The sequence below is a fragment of the Paenibacillus sp. FSL R7-0273 genome (genome assembly GCF_000758625.1).
GTDB lineage: Bacteria > Bacillota > Bacilli > Paenibacillales > Paenibacillaceae > Paenibacillus_AQ.
Window position 1 is genome coordinate 4,857,635 of the sequence record NZ_CP009283.1, and the last position, 16,499, is coordinate 4,874,133.

18 protein-coding genes are annotated in these 16,499 nt (G+C 50.9%); all 18 read right to left on the bottom strand.

The window, feature by feature from the left end:
- Positions 1-23 precede the first annotated feature (23 nt).
- Positions 24-1,229: a Ger(x)C family spore germination protein gene (locus R70723_RS20965; RefSeq protein ID WP_039875088.1), complete on the bottom strand. Its 1,206-nt coding sequence runs from the start codon at positions 1,227-1,229 to the stop codon at positions 24-26.
- The gene (locus R70723_RS20970) at positions 1,219-2,784 is read right to left on the bottom strand and encodes a spore germination protein (protein WP_039875090.1); all 1,566 of its coding nucleotides are present in this window, start codon (positions 2,782-2,784) and stop codon (positions 1,219-1,221) included. Before R70723_RS20970 ends, R70723_RS20965 begins: the two co-directional genes overlap by 11 nt.
- A 175-nt stretch (positions 2,785-2,959) precedes the next feature.
- A complete protein-coding gene (locus R70723_RS20975; RefSeq protein WP_039875091.1) occupies positions 2,960-4,003 on the bottom strand; it encodes an NAD(P)/FAD-dependent oxidoreductase in 1,044 nt (347 codons plus the stop codon).
- Positions 4,004-4,038: 35 nt separating this feature from the next.
- The gene (locus tag R70723_RS20980) at positions 4,039-5,055 is read right to left on the bottom strand and encodes a FecCD family ABC transporter permease (RefSeq protein ID WP_372238245.1); all 1,017 of its coding nucleotides are present in this window, start codon (positions 5,053-5,055) and stop codon (positions 4,039-4,041) included.
- Positions 5,056-5,078: 23 nt separating this feature from the next.
- Positions 5,079-6,137, bottom strand: a complete 1,059-nt coding sequence (locus tag R70723_RS20985; RefSeq protein ID WP_039875095.1) for a FecCD family ABC transporter permease — start codon at positions 6,135-6,137, stop codon at positions 5,079-5,081.
- 201 nt (positions 6,138-6,338) lie between these two features.
- The gene (locus tag R70723_RS20990; RefSeq protein ID WP_039875097.1) at positions 6,339-6,650 is read right to left on the bottom strand and encodes a hypothetical protein; all 312 of its coding nucleotides are present in this window, start codon (positions 6,648-6,650) and stop codon (positions 6,339-6,341) included.
- Between the two features lie 105 nt (positions 6,651-6,755).
- Positions 6,756-6,992, bottom strand: coding sequence for a hypothetical protein (locus R70723_RS20995; RefSeq protein ID WP_039875099.1), 237 nt, complete (start codon positions 6,990-6,992; stop codon positions 6,756-6,758).
- Positions 6,993-7,050: 58 nt separating this feature from the next.
- Positions 7,051-9,012 carry an FtsX-like permease family protein gene (locus R70723_RS21000; RefSeq protein ID WP_039875101.1) on the bottom strand — a complete coding sequence of 654 codons (1,962 nt, stop codon included), beginning with the start codon at positions 9,010-9,012 and terminating at the stop codon, positions 7,051-7,053.
- Positions 9,002-9,772, bottom strand: coding sequence for an ABC transporter ATP-binding protein (locus R70723_RS21005; protein WP_039875102.1), 771 nt, complete (start codon positions 9,770-9,772; stop codon positions 9,002-9,004). Before R70723_RS21005 ends, R70723_RS21000 begins: the two co-directional genes overlap by 11 nt.
- 381 nt (positions 9,773-10,153) lie before the next feature.
- A complete protein-coding gene (locus tag R70723_RS21010; RefSeq protein WP_305954260.1) occupies positions 10,154-10,882 on the bottom strand; it encodes a metallophosphoesterase family protein in 729 nt (242 codons plus the stop codon).
- Between the two features lie 64 nt (positions 10,883-10,946).
- Positions 10,947-12,530, bottom strand: a complete 1,584-nt coding sequence (locus tag R70723_RS21015) for a sigma-70 family RNA polymerase sigma factor (protein WP_039875105.1) — start codon at positions 12,528-12,530, stop codon at positions 10,947-10,949.
- 169 nt (positions 12,531-12,699) lie between these two features.
- Positions 12,700-13,209: a hypothetical protein gene (locus R70723_RS21020; RefSeq protein ID WP_039875107.1), complete on the bottom strand. Its 510-nt coding sequence runs from the start codon at positions 13,207-13,209 to the stop codon at positions 12,700-12,702.
- Entirely contained in the window at positions 13,199-13,540 is a 342-nt protein-coding gene (locus R70723_RS21025; RefSeq protein ID WP_039875109.1) for a hypothetical protein, read from the bottom strand. Before R70723_RS21025 ends, R70723_RS21020 begins: the two co-directional genes overlap by 11 nt.
- Before the next feature lie 106 nt (positions 13,541-13,646).
- Positions 13,647-14,102, bottom strand: a complete 456-nt coding sequence (locus R70723_RS21030; protein ID WP_144027083.1) for a hypothetical protein — start codon at positions 14,100-14,102, stop codon at positions 13,647-13,649.
- 28 nt (positions 14,103-14,130) lie between these two features.
- Positions 14,131-15,027, bottom strand: a complete 897-nt coding sequence (locus tag R70723_RS33010) for a YxiJ family protein (RefSeq protein ID WP_052421408.1) — start codon at positions 15,025-15,027, stop codon at positions 14,131-14,133.
- The gene (locus R70723_RS31670) at positions 15,024-15,428 is read right to left on the bottom strand and encodes an Imm10 family immunity protein (RefSeq protein WP_047171182.1); all 405 of its coding nucleotides are present in this window, start codon (positions 15,426-15,428) and stop codon (positions 15,024-15,026) included. Before R70723_RS31670 ends, R70723_RS33010 begins: the two co-directional genes overlap by 4 nt.
- A 193-nt stretch (positions 15,429-15,621) precedes the next feature.
- On the bottom strand, positions 15,622-15,900 hold the full coding sequence (locus R70723_RS21045) for a hypothetical protein (RefSeq protein ID WP_039875112.1): 279 nt from the start codon (positions 15,898-15,900) through the stop codon (positions 15,622-15,624).
- Between the two features lie 31 nt (positions 15,901-15,931).
- Positions 15,932-16,489 (bottom strand): hypothetical protein, encoded by a 558-nt coding sequence (locus R70723_RS21050; protein WP_039875114.1) that lies wholly within the window; start codon positions 16,487-16,489, stop codon positions 15,932-15,934.
- Positions 16,490-16,499 lie beyond the last annotated feature (10 nt).

Below are 16,499 nucleotides of genomic sequence, written 5' to 3' on the forward strand. Positions count from 1 at the left end.
ACGCCCCCGTTCCTAACCCGGCTTTATTTTTTGGCAGGAATGTACGGCTTGAGCCGCATTCCGGTACTGCGGATGTAGGCATCCACCTTGAGATCCAGCTCCCCTTCGGCAAAAGCGGCACTCCAGTCCTCCTTCACCGTTTCCCAAGACTGCGGATGGATCCGCTTCAGCTCATTGCCAAAGTTAAAAATATCTGTTTTCATGTCCTGTGCAGCCTTAACCGCCTGTCTGACCTCAGCTGCTGTTTTCTCTGCCATTTCTTTTTGCAGCTCCTGAAGCTCGTCCTCCTTGCTCAGATCGACAAATCCCCCGGTTTCATTGATGATTCCTTCTTCACTGATATGGACATGAAAAACCGGCTTGCCCTCCTGCAGCTCCACCTTCACACGGGTTTTGGAATAAAAGATATTGACGGCAATATCCTCCTCCATATCCGGCGAATCAATATTAATACTGGTTTCATTGATTTTATCCAGCACCCATTGTGTTCCTCTAGACTGGGGACCATTCAGCCAGCCAATCAGCTTTCCCTCCTTGAAGACCCCCAGCCCGCTCATCAGTGATCCGACCATCGGATCAGACTGCTCCAGACTGCTTTTTTTCTCCCCCTCTGCGGCATCCCCTACAATCTCTACACCGTTAACTGTAAAATCGCTTTCCCCGGTTATTCCGTTAATCACTTCAAACACCGTGACTTTCCGGTTCTCGCCCCATACTCTGGAGGTGTTCTGCATTTTTTTCAGGAGTCCCATCGACGGCATGCTCTCCAGCGTGGTCAGAAGCTTCAGAACCGAAGCTGCATCCGTGCCCTTGGAGACGAGCACCGCCGAATTCAGCCGCAGCTCATGGGACCGTTCAAAAATATCAAAGACGCTGGTAATTCCCTTCTCCGCCAGAGACTCTCCGATCAGCACCAGCTGGGTATGGGCAAAAAAGAGCTGCCGGGTTGCCCGCCGCGACGCTTTGCGGAGCGCTCCAAAGATCGTCCGGTCTGTTGCCGAGACGACGATAATCGGCGGTTGATTACTGGCAGATCCCGTTGTCTGTGCGGAAGAGGACGGGTTAATGATCTGAAAGGTCACCCGGTAGCCCTGCTTTCCGTCCAGGCTATCCAGTCCGATCCCGCTGACAATGGCCAGCTCATTCAGCTCCCGGCTGTTCCAGCAGCCGCTCAGCACCAGGGAGCAGCCCAGAACGGCTGCAAGCAGCAGCGCGAGTTTAGCTTTCATGGCGGTTGTCCCGGCTGAGCTGTGCGGTAGTTCCCGGCACCTTGCTGTTCTTACTTATCAGGCGGCGCCGGGTCTTCATGAAATGCAGCGGAGTCCGCAGAAAGATATCCTTTTGATCACCCGAAGCAAATGGGGCTACTGGCGACATGTACGGCACACCCATCGAACGCAGACTGCACAGATGGGCGACGAGCATAAGCCCAATAATGGCAATTCCGTACAGTCCTATATAAGCCGCAACAAAAGTAATAATGAAGCGGAGGATTCGGATGGACAGTGCCATATTGAAGGCTGGCGTGGCAAAGCTGGATATCCCCGTCAGCGAAACGACAATGACCATGGCCGGCGAGACGATACCCGCCTGAACCGCTGCCTGCCCCAGCACAAGACCGCCAATTATAGAGACCGTCTGGCCGATCTGCGAGGGCATACGGATACCGGCTTCGCGAATTATTTCGAAAGTAACCTCCAGCAGCAGCACTTCAATAACAACCGGGAACGGCACCCCCTCACGCTGGGAGGCAAAGTTAATCAGCAGCGGCGTCGGAATCATCTCCTGGTGAAAGTTAAGCGCAGCGACAAAGATCGCCGGCCCGAACAGCGATACCAGCAGACAGATAAACCGCAGCACCCGGATAATCGAAGAAATATCATACCGCTGGTAGTAGTCCTCAACCGTATGGAAAAACATAAAAAAGGTAGCCGGAAGAATCAGCACAAACGGAGTGCCATCCACAAAAATGGCGATTCTCCCCTCCAGCAGATTTCCGGCCACACTATCCGGACGTTCAGTGTTATAAAGCGTAGGAAACGGCGAATAATTGTTTTCTTCAATCAGCTGCTCAATATAGCCGGATTCCAGAATGGAATCCACATGGATATCCGCCAGCTTTTTTCTGATCTGCTGCAGCGTCTCTTCCTTCGCCAGGCCATGAATATGTACAATAGACACATCCGTTTTGGTTACGGCACCAATGGTCAGGGTCTCAATCCAGAGATTCGGATTCTTGATCCGTTTGCGCACAAGCGAAAGATTGGTCCCCAGCGATTCCGTAAAGCTGTCCTTGGGACCGCGGATATTGACCTGTGTAGTTGCTTCAGTAACTGATCTGCCTTCACCGCCGCTTGTGCTTACGCTGATTCCCTTCCCCAGGCCGTCAAAAAGGATCATCGTATCCCCGGAGAGCAGCCCCTCCAGCAGACTGTTCTGATCCTCTACTATCTTTTCCTTACCGATGTTCTGGGCTTTTTCCTTGGCATAAGCAAAGGCCTCTTCAGCAGCCGGCTCTATACCCTGCCGCAAAGAGTCAAATGACAAGGCATGTGTAATATAATCTTCTACAAGCTCTTTATCGATAAGACCGTTGATATACAATGTTTTTACACGGATATCTTGAAACGGTGATTCATAGGCGCGCACAATCAGATCCGGGCTGTTCCCCAGCCTGTCACAGATCTGCTTAATATTATCTTCAAGCTTCAAATAGATGGGCGGTCCCTGCTCCTTACTGTTGTTGAGCTCCCCCGGTTTGGATTCTGTTGTCTGATTCGGCATGCTTAGCACCTCCCCTCATACTATTTGCCTGTGAAACTTTTTTTATGCAGCTTATGGAATGAGCGGGATTGTAAGCAAAAAATAAGGCTGCCGGCCTGTAGAACATCCTACAGGCCGGCAGCCCAAGTAACTATAAATCTATAATGGGAAGTACAGCCGGAAAACAGGCTGTCTTCTAGTGATCATCACTTACGCCCAGCGCCTTGTTCTTCTCCTTGAACCGGTCATTGTGCGAGGATACATAAGCATACTTAGGTGCATCCGGGTCCATGAACAGCTTGGCGCTGTTCAGTGCCAGCACCGCATCCGTAAACGTTCCGGCAATCAGGCGCACCTTGCTGTCATAATCAACAAAATCTCCGGCGGCAAAAATGCCGGGCAGGTTCGTTTCCAGCCGGGGACTGACCTTGGCCCACCATTCGCCCATCTCGATGCCCCAGTCACGCAGCGGTCCAAAGTCGCTCTTGAGGCCGTGATTTACAATAACCGCATCCACTGCAAACTGCTCGCTCTCGCCTGAATCGGCATGAGCAATGGTCACCTGGTCAATCGTTTCACCGTTGCTGCTGTGCAGCTGGCTTACCGTATACGGTGTCCGGACCTTAACTGAGGATGCCTTCATGCGGGAGATATTCTTCTCATGTCCGCCGAACTGGTCTCTTCTGTGAACAATTGTAACGCTCGCTGCAATCTTCTCCAGCTCATTAGCCCAATCTACCGCTGAATCGCCGCCGCCGGAGATCAGCACATGCTTATCGCGGAAGGTCTCCAGCTCCTGTACGGTATAGTGCAGGTTCGTTACCTCGTAACGGTCAGCCCCTTCAATCTCCAGCTTGGCCATCTGCAGAATACCGTAGCCAATGGCCAGAATGATGGTCCGGGTCCAGTGCTGCTCTCCTGTAGCCGAGGTCAGAATAAATGTGCCGTCTTCCTGGCGGGCCTGATTGACAATCTGCTGCCCGAGCACAATGGTCGGCTCGAATGTTCGCGCCTGCTCCTCCAGCCGGGTGATCAGATCACCGCAGAGGGTCGGGGTAACGCCACCCACATCCCAGATCATTTTCTCGGGATAGATCAGCATTCTTCCGCCCAGCTCTTCCTTGGCTTCGATCAGCTTCGTCTTCAAATCTCTCATCCCGCTGTAAAAAGCTGTATACATTCCGGCAGGTCCCCCGCCGATTATCGTCACATCATATAATTCCAGTTCCTGATCACTCATTGATATCCCCTCCGGTTAGATGTTGGTCAAGCCGTCTATGACTTCGTACGTGCCAGCAGATACAGAAAATATGGTGCGCCGATGACGGCGACGACGATGCCGGTCGGAATCTCCGACGGCTGCAGAATCCAGCGGCCGATAGTGTCGGCCGTGATTACCAGCAGAGCGCCCAGCAGAGCTGAGGCCGGCAGCATGAGCTGATGCTTGGGACCGACCAGGCGGCGTGCCAGATGCGGTCCGACGAGGCCGACAAAGCCGATCCCGCCGCTGACGGCAACACTGGCTGCCGCCAGGCCGACAGCAGCGGCCAGCAGCTTGAACTGCTCTTTGTTGACATTGGCTCCCAGGCCAACCGCTGTCTGCTCACCCAGGTTAAGCACATTCATTACCCGTGCCTTGTAGATGACATAGGGTACCAGAATAACAATCCAGGGCAGAAGAGACAGGACAAACTTCCAGCTGGTCCCCCAGATGCTGCCCGCCAGCCAGGTCGCAACGAACTGGTATTTGTCGGGATCGAGGCGCAGCGTGAGTACAATCATCGCGGCGCTGATTCCGGCAGCAACAGCTACACCGGTAAGCAGCAGGCGGATCGGCTTGATGCCCTCATGCCGTTTGTAAGCCAGCACATAGATCAGGGCCGCAGTCAGCCCTGCACCGACAAATGCGATAACCGGAAGAAAAAAGACCGGGGCCGCATTGGTTGTCGGATAGAAGGAAACCATCAGCATGACCATCAGTCCGGCACCGGCATTAATGCCAAGGATACCCGGATCAGCCAGGTCATTGCGGAACACCCCCTGCATAACAGCCCCGGAAACAGCCAGCCCGGCACCGATAAGCAGCGAGATGACGATGCGCGGCAGCCGGAAATCAAACAGAATCAATTCCTGCTTATCCGTGCCCTTCCCCAGCATCGTGTTCAGCAGCTCCAGCGGAGTTAAGCGTATGTATCCCGTATTCACACTAATAATAAAGGCAATCACGATCAGCACAAAAATCGTTGCCAGAATAAACAGCCCTCGTCTGCGTCTGGCCGATTCATAGGACATCATGGTTGTCGTTCTCTGCATGCTCACAGCTCCCTTCTTTCCTTGCGGGCCAGATACAGGAAGAAAGGCACGCCGATCAGCGCAATGATCGCGCCAAATGGAGTCTCATGCTTGGGAATAATCATTCTCGCCGTCAGATCGGCAAAGATCGCAAGCAGACTGCCGAGTACTGCCGAGCAGGGAATAATCCACTTATAATCCACACCGACCAGATAACGCGTCAGATGGGGTATAATCAAGCCGATAAAGCCCACCGCCCCGACTACGGATACGGAAGCTCCGGCCAGAATCAGCACGATCAATGCCCCTGCCAGCTTGACCAGCCCTGTACGCTGTCCAAGTCCTCTTGCGACATCCTCACCAAGACTAAGCATGGATATCGATCTGGACAGGATGATTGCACCGATAATCGCTCCGCCAATCCACGGAAACATGATCTTGAGCTGGAACCATTTCGTTCCGGCTACCCCTCCGGCATACCAGAAGGCCAGATCTTGTCCAATGTTAAAATACAGCGCAATCCCTTCACTGAGCGCAGAGAGCAGCGCACTGAAGGCCGCACCGGCCAGCACCAGCCTGGCAGGCGTCAATCCGCCCCTGGATAAGGAGCCGATCCCATAGACAATACCTGCTCCCATACCCGCGCCTATAAAGGAATACATGATCACGTACATAAAAGGAAGCTGCGGGAAAAAGGCAAAGCATACAGCGAGCGCAAATCCTGCGCCTGAGTTAATCCCCATAAGGCCCGAGTCCGCAAGCGGATTACGGGTCATCCCCTGCATAATAGCGCCTGCAACGGCAAAGCTTGCCCCGACCATCGCAGCGCCGAGCACCCGCGGCATGCGCAGCTCGCGGATTATCTGATGATCCGTCAGATCCGGATTAAATTGAAATACAGCGGTCCATACCACCGACAGCTTGATATCCGCCGCTCCAAACGATACTGAAACTGCAATACCGAATACCAAGGCAATCAGTCCGCCGATCAGGATCAGCGTCGCCGCCCACGGGCGTGAACGAAACTTCACAGGATCCGCAGAGCGGATCTGCCCCTTGCCGGCAGTTGCCTGTTGATTCATGAATCTCACCCATTCTTCTGAAATTGATTCTCATTATCATTATAATATTGTAAGATAGATTGCCATGGTTTGGCAATGGACAAATCCAATCTTCCTTCCAAAAAAGTCTATTGCCAGCTTTTCTTTATTTCAGCGCACAGAAAAGCCCCGCCGTTCTCCGCTGGACCAGAGAACGGCGGGGCTTACTGCAGCAGATAAACCTCAGACATTTTGCAGCGTGCCGCCGAATATTTTGCGGATCAAGCCCTGCATTTTGCCGATATGGGGGACAAACCGGCTTTTATCATACACATAGCCTGACTGGGTTACCAGCTGAGAATAGACCAGGAACAGCTGCGCAGCCAGCTGCCGGTCAATCTGCTGCTCCTGCCGGATCAGCAGCTCCGCCTCCTCCATGGCAGCATATAACCGGGCAAATGCCGGTTCATTAATGACTTTTCGGCGTAACGGCCCCATGATATCGGTTACAATTCCCTGAATAGACACGGTAAGTGCCTGAATCCTCTCATCCATCAAGCATTCCTCCTGCAGCAGCCGGGTAGATGAAGACTACTACCATTGTATGTTGGCCCCAGCCCGTGCAGACCTTTGCACCCGGTTTACCCTATCCCTTTATCGTTATCTTGTATACTCCTCATACTCGCTCCTGCCGCTGCGTCTGCTGCTCAGGTGTCTGTCATGCATGTACTCGTCATTCCGCAGTTTATAAATTGCCCCCATGCCGCCGAACACGAACAGCAGCAGAATAATCAGCGAATAGGCGTAATTGAACTCCCCGATATAAAAGCATACCCCAATGGATACGATGAGCAGAAGCAATAAACTCAGTCCGATTCTGGACAATATTTTTTTCATCCGCGTTACCTCCGTTTTTTTATCTACGTAGCTTATTAAGTCTCTAACCATACCATTTTCAGCTCGAGAGGTCTGTCGAATACTGTAAATGTTGCAGCATACTTCTCGTATACCTGCGCGAATACAACAGATAGAACACCAGCTGAAGGAGAATAGCAACGGCTCCCGTGATCAGGGCTGTTAATAGAATCAGACCGGCGTCAGCCGGATCCGGAGCCTCCAGATTAATAAGGATACTGCAGAAAAAGCATCCCGCCATCAGCGCCCCAAGCCCATATGGCAGAAAAAAGATCAGCCTTAGCGGACGTTTCATCTGCTGCACCGCTTCCCGCGAGGTTATCCCGATCCGGTTCAGCTTCCGGTATTTGCGCTGCTCTGCTTCAAGCCCGCTTAATAGGCCGAAATGCAGTACCACGCAGGATGACACATAAAAAATCAGTCCAACAAAGCCCATCACAGTGAGGCCAAATATGCCGGACTGCTTCCATTCCTTATACTCATGAATCCTGGAGCTCGTTTTGAACGCAAATTCCTCGAGTGAAGCCTGATTGTACCAGGGCTCAGTATGCTCACGGTTATACGCAGCCAGTGTATCATTCAGCTCCCGGTCCACAGCTCCGGTCTGCTGCCAGTCGGCAAATTGCAGAAGATGTATCTGCCCCAGCCCGTTTTGGATGTCTGCCCGGAGGACTTCATAATCGGCCGGGTTCACAATCAGGAAATGGTCGCCCATGACCGGTATCAGATTGAACAGCATCCGTTCCACCGTACCGGCCGAAACCAGATGCAGCTTGCCGGAGGCTGCCTCAGCATCATAATCGGCTAACGGCTGGTTAATCCGGCTATATCCATCGTTCTCCGGTACAAGAAACAGATTCAGAAAGCTTCCGCGCTCCACCTGATAATCTGTGCCGGCTACCGCATTAAGCTGTTCGGAGGAGAGGAATTTCGGGTGAGGCATATTTAGCACCCCCAGCGTCTGTGACGACACAAGCGGCGTCCGGGATGAGCCGGTTATCCTTTGCAGGGTCTGCTCAGGGATGGCATTCTTGCCGTATAGCTCTGCATAAGCAATGCTGTACGGATTACTGACTGAGGCATTATTCCAGGAACGGATATAGATATCTAACATTAGGCTGCTCAAAAAAATGGCCATCGTCATCAGCAGCGTAATCAAAAAGCTGATATTCCGGAAACGGATAATCGTATGCCTGAGGCCTGAGATAAACAGCATATTCCGGTAATTCCGTGGCGACCGGCGCTCCTGTGCAGCTCTTGCTCCTGCCCATGCCCCGAGACCCGTAAGCAGCAGATAGAGGGCCGGCCAGCAGAGCAGCAGAGTACACTGAAATATCCATTCAGCTCTCACCAACCAGCCGGCTAACAGGCAGGCTATCAGCAGCAGAGCACCGGCCATGCCCGCGAGTTTACCGCGTAGCAGCGGTCGCTCCGCAGTTCTGGCGGATTTCAGCAGTGCAAGAATGCCAGGCTGGAGAGCGGAGAGCACACTGACGGCAATAACCAGCAGGTGGAGAACGGCAAAGAATAGTGCTGTCTGCACATAGCTCTCCTTTGAAAAGGTCACTGAAATACTGCCCAGATCAATAATCCGGGTCAGCAGCAAATAGAATAATTTCATAAACAGGCTCCCTGCGAGAAAGCCCGCAGCCATGGAGCCCAAGGCAAGCAGAGCATTCTCCATTAGAATCAGCCTGCAGATATTACCGCGAGTCATTCCCAGCACCATAAAAAGACCGAATTCGGCTTTGCGTGACTTCATCAATGCAGACTGCGCATACAGCAGGAAAAGCACCGAAAATACAATCAGTGCCCATCTGGGCGCCACCAGATTACTGCTGATTCTGCCGTTTAACAGGGACGGGTCATTAAAGCCGGGATTGGTGTACAGGGAATTAAAGGTGAACAGAAGCATTACGGCAAAGCTGCTGCACAAAAAATACAGCAGGTACCTGCGGAAATTGGCCCGGAACATCCGCAGCAGCATACGGTTAAAAGTCATCTTCTACGCCCCCTGTCAAAGCGAGGCTGTCCAGAATCGTGCCCAGGAAGGCTTTTCGTGATGCCCCCTTTTCTCTGCTGAGCTCATGGTTGACCGTCCCGTCTTTGATGAAGACAACCCTTCTGCTGCAGCTTGCGGCAAAAGGGTCATGGGTCACCATAACAATGGTTACCTGCTGATTCTTGTTCAAACCGGATAACGTCCGCATTACCGTCTCTGCTGATTTGGAATCCAGATTACCGGTAGGCTCGTCAGCAAATACAATTTCCGGGCCGTTAATAATCGCCCGTGCAATCGCAGCCCGCTGCTGCTGTCCTCCGGACACGGTGTACGGATACTTATCCTGGGCTTCTTCGAGCCCGAACCGGCTTAGCAGCTCCGCTGTCCTGGCTTCAATCTCCTCCGGCTCCTGCTCTTCCAGCACCAGCGGCAGCATAATATTATCCCGCAGGGTCAGACTGTCCAGCAGATTATAATCCTGGAACACAAACCCCATCCTTTGCCGCCGCAGCAGCGCCAGCTGATCCTTCTTCATGCTGCTCAGGCTGCTGCCTGCCAGCTGGACCGAGCCGCTGTACTCTGTATCAATGCCGCTCAGAATATGGAGCAGCGTCGTCTTCCCGCTTCCCGACGGCCCCATAACGGCCACGAATTCCCCGCTGTCCACATGAAAGTTGAGCCCGTTCAGTGCCGGGAACAGATTGTTTTTGCCCTTGCCTTTATATTGTTTTACGAGATTCTGCACGGTCAGTATCACCATATCGTTGCATCCTGTCTGTAGCGGATTTGGAGCATAGCGGTGTTTGAATGACCTCACTATTCGCGCTCCAAACCTACTATAAATCTAAAAACAGGAAGAATATGTATTATATTTCACAGGGGGAGGGCTTCAACCCGTTAGGCAATCCACATAGCTGCATTTTGTACAACTAGTCCGGCCCATTTTCGCAGAAAAAGCAATATAACTGCACTCCATGCAACTAAAATCAGCATATTCCCGCATATCTCCAGCGTTCACTGAAAATAGCTGCAAAAAGTACAACTAAACCCGGTTTTATCTGAAAAAGGACGGATTTAAGTGTACAGAGTGCAGCTATTTCCGATAAACTACTTAACTGCTGCCCCAACCTAAAATATCTTTTCAGCCGCTCTCACCCAGCCGCACACTATAGCTTTTATACCCGCCCTCACCGATTTCCAGGCAGTTCATCTGCTCGCCGTAGGCGCAGCCGCCGTCAATGCCGATTTTGTCACCGTGCGGGCTGAACCAGATGCCGGGGTTATCGTGGAACTCGAAGGTTGAGGTGTGGCCGAACACAACGGTTTTGCTGGTGCTTGTTACCGGATGCTTGTAGAACGGCTCCCTGATCCAGATAAAATCATAATCCTTCTGCGTTCTCCAGTCCGCCAGCGCCGGATCGATCCCCGCATGCACGAACAAATGGTCCTCCGTCTCATGATACAGCGGCAGCGAGCCCAAAAAATCCAGATGCTGCTTATATGCCTGCCTGATCCAGTGCTTAATCCGGATATACTCCGCCCAGCCCAGATCCTGCTGCACAAAATCCGCGTCAGCCCCCACGTAGCTCGCCAGCGTGTAAAACCCGCCGTTGTTCAGCCAATGCAGGTCGAGCTTGTCCTCATCGTCGCTGAGCAGCGCGTCACAGGCCATTTTATCATGATTGCCCTTCAGTACAATTGCCCTATATTCCGCATGGAGGGACATCACCTGCTCCACTATGGCCCTGCTGTTTGGCCCCCGGTCCACATAATCGCCGATGAGCACCAGCTTGTCCCGGTCAGGGACGTAGTCCGCTTTTCGCAAAAGCGCGTTAAATTCCTTGTAACAGCCATGAATGTCGCTGACCACTAAGGTTCTGATGATCTTCTCCTCCCTCCCGGTACCTATCAGAACCTTATTATAGCATCAAAAGCTACATACGCACGGGTCTTTGCGCCAGGCTGTCCCACCGCCACGGTACCGAATGGCCTTGCAGATGCAGTCCGCCGTACCACACATCAATACCCTGCGCCGTCACCCGGTCCTTTTTACCGTCCAGCACCTGTCCGCCAAGTGTAGTAGCCGTTACTTTCCGGTTCAGAAAATCCGTCACCTGCCGGAAATCCCAATGGTCCGCTGCCTCTGCACCGTCAATGTACAGCAGCGGGTTCGGCCCCTGCACCATGCCCCGCAGATACAGCCAATATTCCAGGTCGCCCATCCCCAGCACATGCAGCTCATCTGTCACTTGCCGGAACAGCTTCAGTGGAGTGTCAGCTCCGCCGCGCACCTTGAGCAAGGTTGTCTGCTCCACTATGCCCAGTCCGTTCTCCACAGAGGGCAGACGTGACAGATGGGCCTGGAAGGCAGTATAGGCAAAAGGGAGCGCGGATGCTGCCAGCTGATCTTTTCTCAGCTCAAGCAGGTCTGCCATTTGTTCCGGGTCTGCAGCGGCATAAGCCTGCCACAGCTCACTGCCCAGCTCAAGCTCATCAGGTCCGATGCTCCGCCATGTCCCGTTCAACGTACTAAGCTGCTCCGGAGTCAGCTGACCAAGACCATGAAACAGCCCGATTCCGGGAAATTCCCCAATGCAGAGCAGGCTGAGCCTGGTGCGGCCAAGTCTCCGTCCCTTGAACCAGTGCAGCAGATAAGCCAGCATGCTCTGGTCGAACAGGTCATGCTCGAACCACAGCACCACCTCCTCGTAGCTGCTGTAATCCTGCAGCCTCTTTTCCTGCTCCTTACAGCCTGCGATGTATTCTGCTGACGGGATGCCCATGGACTGCTCCAGTACTTTTGCCCGGAAGGCGCGCTCTTGGTCACCTGCGGAATTCATAACATTCGGCCCTGCCGAGTATACCTCTCTCCAAACCAGCACATCCCCCTGCACGATGCCCTGCTTCAGCATGTTACCTACACTATCTCCGTTAACGATATGCAGCATGTTCCTGCCTCCTTCATATAAGCTGTTGAACACGGAAGCCAGGTCGATGACAGGAAGTGCTCCGCGGAGCTTGCGCCGGGCATCGAAGAGCCGTTTTTTGAGCGCGGACAGCGGAATATCGAGGTATGCAGAGATTTCCTGCAGCGAATAGCCGTAAAAATAGAACAGCTGAAGCGGCACCCGCAGCCGGTCACTCAGCTCAGCCACCGATTGGTGCAGAATGCGCGCGCCCTCTTTTTGCTCGGCCAGCTCTGCTACACTTTGCGTTTCCTCCGAAAGCTGCAGCGCCTCTTCCAAAGGAAGACCGGAGTGGCGTTTGCGCCGTAGCGTCCGCTGGCATTGTCTGATCACAATTGTTTTGAACCATCCCGGGAACGCTGCCGGCTGCTCAAGCCTGCCGATATGGGTATAGGCCTCAATAAATGCCTCCTGGACGGCATCCTCCGCCAAATGCACATCCCTCAGCCTGTCATACGCCACCGCAAACGCCATCCCGCGAAAATACGCCGTCAGCCGCCCGAACGCCTCCCCATCCCCTTGCTGTGCTTCCTCAATCCACCGCGTTTCCATGCCTGCCGGACCTCTTTTCACATGTTCTTATCTATAAGTGCCGTTTAGAGGCTACAAGGTTACCTTGTGTTGAATAAATGTAGCATATGGAGTGTGATGGGCAAAATGGGGAGGATGGGTGCGGGCCGAGGGGTTACCGTACTAGCAGATCCGGAGAATGGGATATGTATCATTTCGAATTGATTTTAAGTATTGTTGGGACAGGTGTATAGTTATCTGCTAGGTTATACCTCCATATGGCTTCAACCTCAGGCCCTCCGATGTTAATACCTAAAAAGGACGGATCGATAAAGATTTCCTGCTGATTTAACAAAACTATTTTCAAGGCGTCGCATATGAGCTCCTCAGCCTTATTTTCCATATTGTATAATACAATTTCCGCTACCTTATTATCAGTCAAAGGGTTGTTAAAGACAAAATTGCCGATTCTTGCTTTTGCCAAAATGACATCTTCCAGATCAACTTCGAATTGAATACTATTCACTGCCGTGAGTGCCAATTTCGAATACTGCTCAATCGTTTCCATTTTAATCAACACTTCCCCAAATTCGAAAAAAAGGCGGTCCATTAAGGTAACGAATTCAGCTAGCCCTGTTTCCTCCAAGTCTACAACGCCTACTGAAAAAATCTCATGCAGATGGTGGTTTTTCATTATAGTTTGTATTTGATCAATTTGCATGTAAAGCCTCCCTAATCTGCCGCTCCAGCTCCGACTCCTCTTCCTCAGAATCTTTAGCTGTGACCATGTACACATTATTATGTATAATCTCTGCAACCTCTGCATCAAAATAAGCTTCTTCAAACCTTCCAAGCAGCTCCTCCCGCTCATCGGCCAAATCCTGAGAATCCTCAAACTCGTACACATGCAGGGTTTGGTAGGTAAGAGGAAAAATAAGTGTTACTTGTGCTGCAGCAGCTGGGCAAATGATTGTGGCAGGGTTCGCGGTACTTGCTTCAGTAAAAATAAGTTTGTGTTCAGCCAGCAGCTTGGTGACATCGTTTAGGCTCATGTGTGCCTCCTCGGCCGGTTGGGTCGATTGACAGGAGGTTAGCAGGAACAAGAGCAGAATACATAGACTGCATAGGGGAATATTTTTATTGCTCATTATTTTCAAACTACCTCTCCACATCAAAATAAAGAACATTCCGCTTCTGGTCAAAATAAAAATTGCCCGTGTAGCTGGAGCTCTTAATATAGGCATCAAAATCATCGCTGCTGCTCCAATGCTGAAGCTTGCCTTTAAAATCATACTGCAGCTCAGGAATAATTAGCGCACTCTCCCAGTTGAAGTCCTGTTTAAGCGCAGCAGAAGCAGCCTGGCTCAAAAACACATACCCTCTCATCCAATAATTAGTCGGTCCAAAATCACCGCCAATACTGCTTCCGCTCCAATAAACTTTATCAATGCCTGCCAGGTTGGGAAACCGCTCGCTGACTGGTTTGATGTCTGTCCTATAACTAATCTCAGCCTGGCCCGAGGAATAACCGGAGTACAGCGAAATGCCGATAAGCAGAACCAGTATAATACTTAGCGAGATCAGCTTTTGCATCGTGTGAACTTTTATATTCACTTTCTCTGCCTCCTTTTATTCGAATAGGTTATGCCCCACCATCAATATCGTGTATTAGACTAAGCAGCATCCCCCTGACACGCTCATGATCCTCCAGATCCGCTGAAATTGTGGGATAATGATTCAAACTATTCTGGATAAAAGCATACGCTGGATAGCGCTCAAAAAAGCTCTTTTGCAAAAGCTTCAGCTGCCTCACAGGAATCTCGGGAATGGAGTTATGCATAACATAACTGACCGTTCCAGCGATTAGCGCACAATATTCATTAAAGTCCGCGTTGAACGATTCCTCTTTTAAATGTGCAAAGGCTTCTGCAAAATCCTCCTTCAAGCGTGCTGAGTCCCGGTAAGGAAAAGGGCGGTGTAAACTCTTATAAAGCAGTGCCAGTTCTTTGATGGTTGCTGATTGGTCTGACATACTATACTCCTCTCTAAATCCCCATACACGCGGCTCCTCCAGTAAAAGCCAGCCATTAACCTCATCAAATCCGCTGACAGTAGCTTCAACTAACAAGCCTTTGTGTATATTGCGGTGCCCGGCATGTGCAGCACATTCGTCATAACCGGCAAGTCCAAGCGCTTTAGTATCCGGAATGCTCACAATAACCCCATGCGGATATAGAACTTCTAGATAACTAAATATTGTGGTGCCCCGTGTAAAGGTACGTTTGGTTTCGAGCCAATCCGGCAGTTGCTCCTTGATGAGTTCATTCCAGACTGCCTCGAATGCGGCTTTAGGGATGGGCTCAAGTTCAGGATCGTCCAAAGACAATTCTCCCTCAGCCAGAAAAAAGTCATCTTTTTTCACATTAGAAATCCTGCTCGCCTTGCCCTCTTCCAAAAGCATTTGTCTATAGACTACGCCCTTGTCATCTGCTTCGAAATACCATTTTTGCCCGTCTGAATACAGCAGCAAATAGATCATGCCAGCCCCGCTTCAGCGTCTATTTCAAGTAGCTCTCCAAACATCTGCTCAAAATAGACTCTGCGCTCATCTAAATTAAGCATTTCAGGATCAAAGTTGATCCGCACCACCGCTGATTCACAGTCCAATGCTTCAACAGCTTCTTCGTCCAGAGAAATTTCGATTGAGCCTGGTTTAAGCAGTACCTTTTCAATTCCGCCATATTGTGACTGTGACTCATCGTTGTAAGTAATATGGATTTTATCAAAACCCAGCTCCAGGTCCTGTTCATCGGGATGCATTGTTTGTTGGAGGAGGATATACTCTTCGGGCTCATACTGGTCGTCAGCGAAGCCTATCATTAGAACATCATTCTCGTCATCAGCCTGTGCGTATATAAAGTTCGCAGTAAATGTGATCATCTTCGCCGCCTCCGCAGTTCCATTTTATTCAAATAAAAATTTACCTGTAAATAATTTCAACATCCATACAGGATAACCCTTCTCTTGTACGGATTTGTAGTCAGATTATGGTGAATGAAGGTAAATGTAAGCGAAAAAAGAGCAGCGTTCCTATAATTAAGGAAAACACTGCTCTGGTTATGTCCAAATCCTATTAATTATTTCGTTCAGTCTCCAACCTCTTTCTAATAAAATCTGCACATTCCTTCACCAGTTCATGCAGCTGATCCGGGTTCGTGCATCTTTTTTCCAGTGCTGGCTTTTGCCAATCGTAATTTTTGATGACAACAACTTTAAAAAATCTCCGGTACCAGCCAACGTCCAGTGTATAAGACTCTGCTCGATAGGCCACCTGAAAGATGTCCTCCTGATCTAGAAATTTAGTTCCGTCATAAGTAATAATTCCCGGGGAAAAGTCTATATCATCAAACATGCGTGTGTGGCTCCTTTGGATTTGGTAGTGGTTAATTCATTCTGTCTAACGCAGTCATAACAGTATCTTGCACTGACAGATGAGTCTTACTTTCCAGTGTTAACAGCCGTAAAAGCACATTGATCGTTTGCCGGAAGCTGATCACACTTGAACCTATTTCCCCGTGTGCCCCGGTATGAATAGCAATTGTTCCTGAGGGCAGCAGGAAAGCGGAATCTTTAGTTACCGTATGTATTTCATCGAACATTGCAACAATATATTCCTTCGGAATTCCCCTTCTGACTACCTCTGGCTGTATAGCAATTACATCTTTAATGATCGCATCATCGCTGTAGCCTATCCCGGCTTGAACCACCAGTTCGCCAGAATCTGACGGAAAATATGTAATCCCGATACAGGCGTAATTACTCACCATCCGGGCAGCTAGCACGAGCTCTACTGTGAGTATGGAATGCTTTTTACATGTATAGTTTATCAAAGGGAAAGCGCGCTCAATCCTCTCCCTCACTGGGTACGGGGCAAATGGGGGTTCATCCAGCCAAACTCGGGCACGTCGATAACGGCCAAGGTCGTGAAAGTTCATCAGCATTAGGGGTTCC

Excerpts from the sequence above, each read along its gene's own strand:
- R70723_RS20965 (WP_039875088.1), bottom strand. The coding sequence starts at position 1,229 with ATGAAAGCTAAACTCGCGCTGCTGCTTGCAGCCGTTCTGGGCTGCTCC.
- R70723_RS20970 (WP_039875090.1), bottom strand. The coding sequence starts at position 2,784 with ATGCCGAATCAGACAACAGAATCCAAACCGGGGGAGCTCAACAACAGT.
- R70723_RS20975 (WP_039875091.1), bottom strand. The coding sequence starts at position 4,003 with ATGAGTGATCAGGAACTGGAATTATATGATGTGACGATAATCGGCGGG.
- R70723_RS20980 (WP_372238245.1), bottom strand. The coding sequence starts at position 5,055 with ATGTCCTATGAATCGGCCAGACGCAGACGAGGGCTGTTTATTCTGGCA.
- R70723_RS20985 (WP_039875095.1), bottom strand. The coding sequence starts at position 6,137 with ATGAATCAACAGGCAACTGCCGGCAAGGGGCAGATCCGCTCTGCGGAT.
- R70723_RS20990 (WP_039875097.1), bottom strand. The coding sequence starts at position 6,650 with ATGGATGAGAGGATTCAGGCACTTACCGTGTCTATTCAGGGAATTGTA.
- R70723_RS20995 (WP_039875099.1), bottom strand. The coding sequence starts at position 6,992 with ATGAAAAAAATATTGTCCAGAATCGGACTGAGTTTATTGCTTCTGCTC.
- R70723_RS21000 (WP_039875101.1), bottom strand. The coding sequence starts at position 9,012 with ATGACTTTTAACCGTATGCTGCTGCGGATGTTCCGGGCCAATTTCCGC.
- R70723_RS21005 (WP_039875102.1), bottom strand. The coding sequence starts at position 9,772 with ATGGTGATACTGACCGTGCAGAATCTCGTAAAACAATATAAAGGCAAG.
- R70723_RS21015 (WP_039875105.1), bottom strand. The coding sequence starts at position 12,530 with ATGGAAACGCGGTGGATTGAGGAAGCACAGCAAGGGGATGGGGAGGCG.
- R70723_RS21020 (WP_039875107.1), bottom strand. The coding sequence starts at position 13,209 with ATGCAAATTGATCAAATACAAACTATAATGAAAAACCACCATCTGCAT.
- R70723_RS21025 (WP_039875109.1), bottom strand. The coding sequence starts at position 13,540 with ATGAGCCTAAACGATGTCACCAAGCTGCTGGCTGAACACAAACTTATT.
- R70723_RS33010 (WP_052421408.1), bottom strand. The coding sequence starts at position 15,027 with ATGATCTATTTGCTGCTGTATTCAGACGGGCAAAAATGGTATTTCGAA.
- R70723_RS31670 (WP_047171182.1), bottom strand. The coding sequence starts at position 15,428 with ATGATCACATTTACTGCGAACTTTATATACGCACAGGCTGATGACGAG.
- R70723_RS21045 (WP_039875112.1), bottom strand. The coding sequence starts at position 15,900 with ATGTTTGATGATATAGACTTTTCCCCGGGAATTATTACTTATGACGGA.
- R70723_RS21050 (WP_039875114.1), bottom strand. The coding sequence starts at position 16,489 with ATGCTGATGAACTTTCACGACCTTGGCCGTTATCGACGTGCCCGAGTT.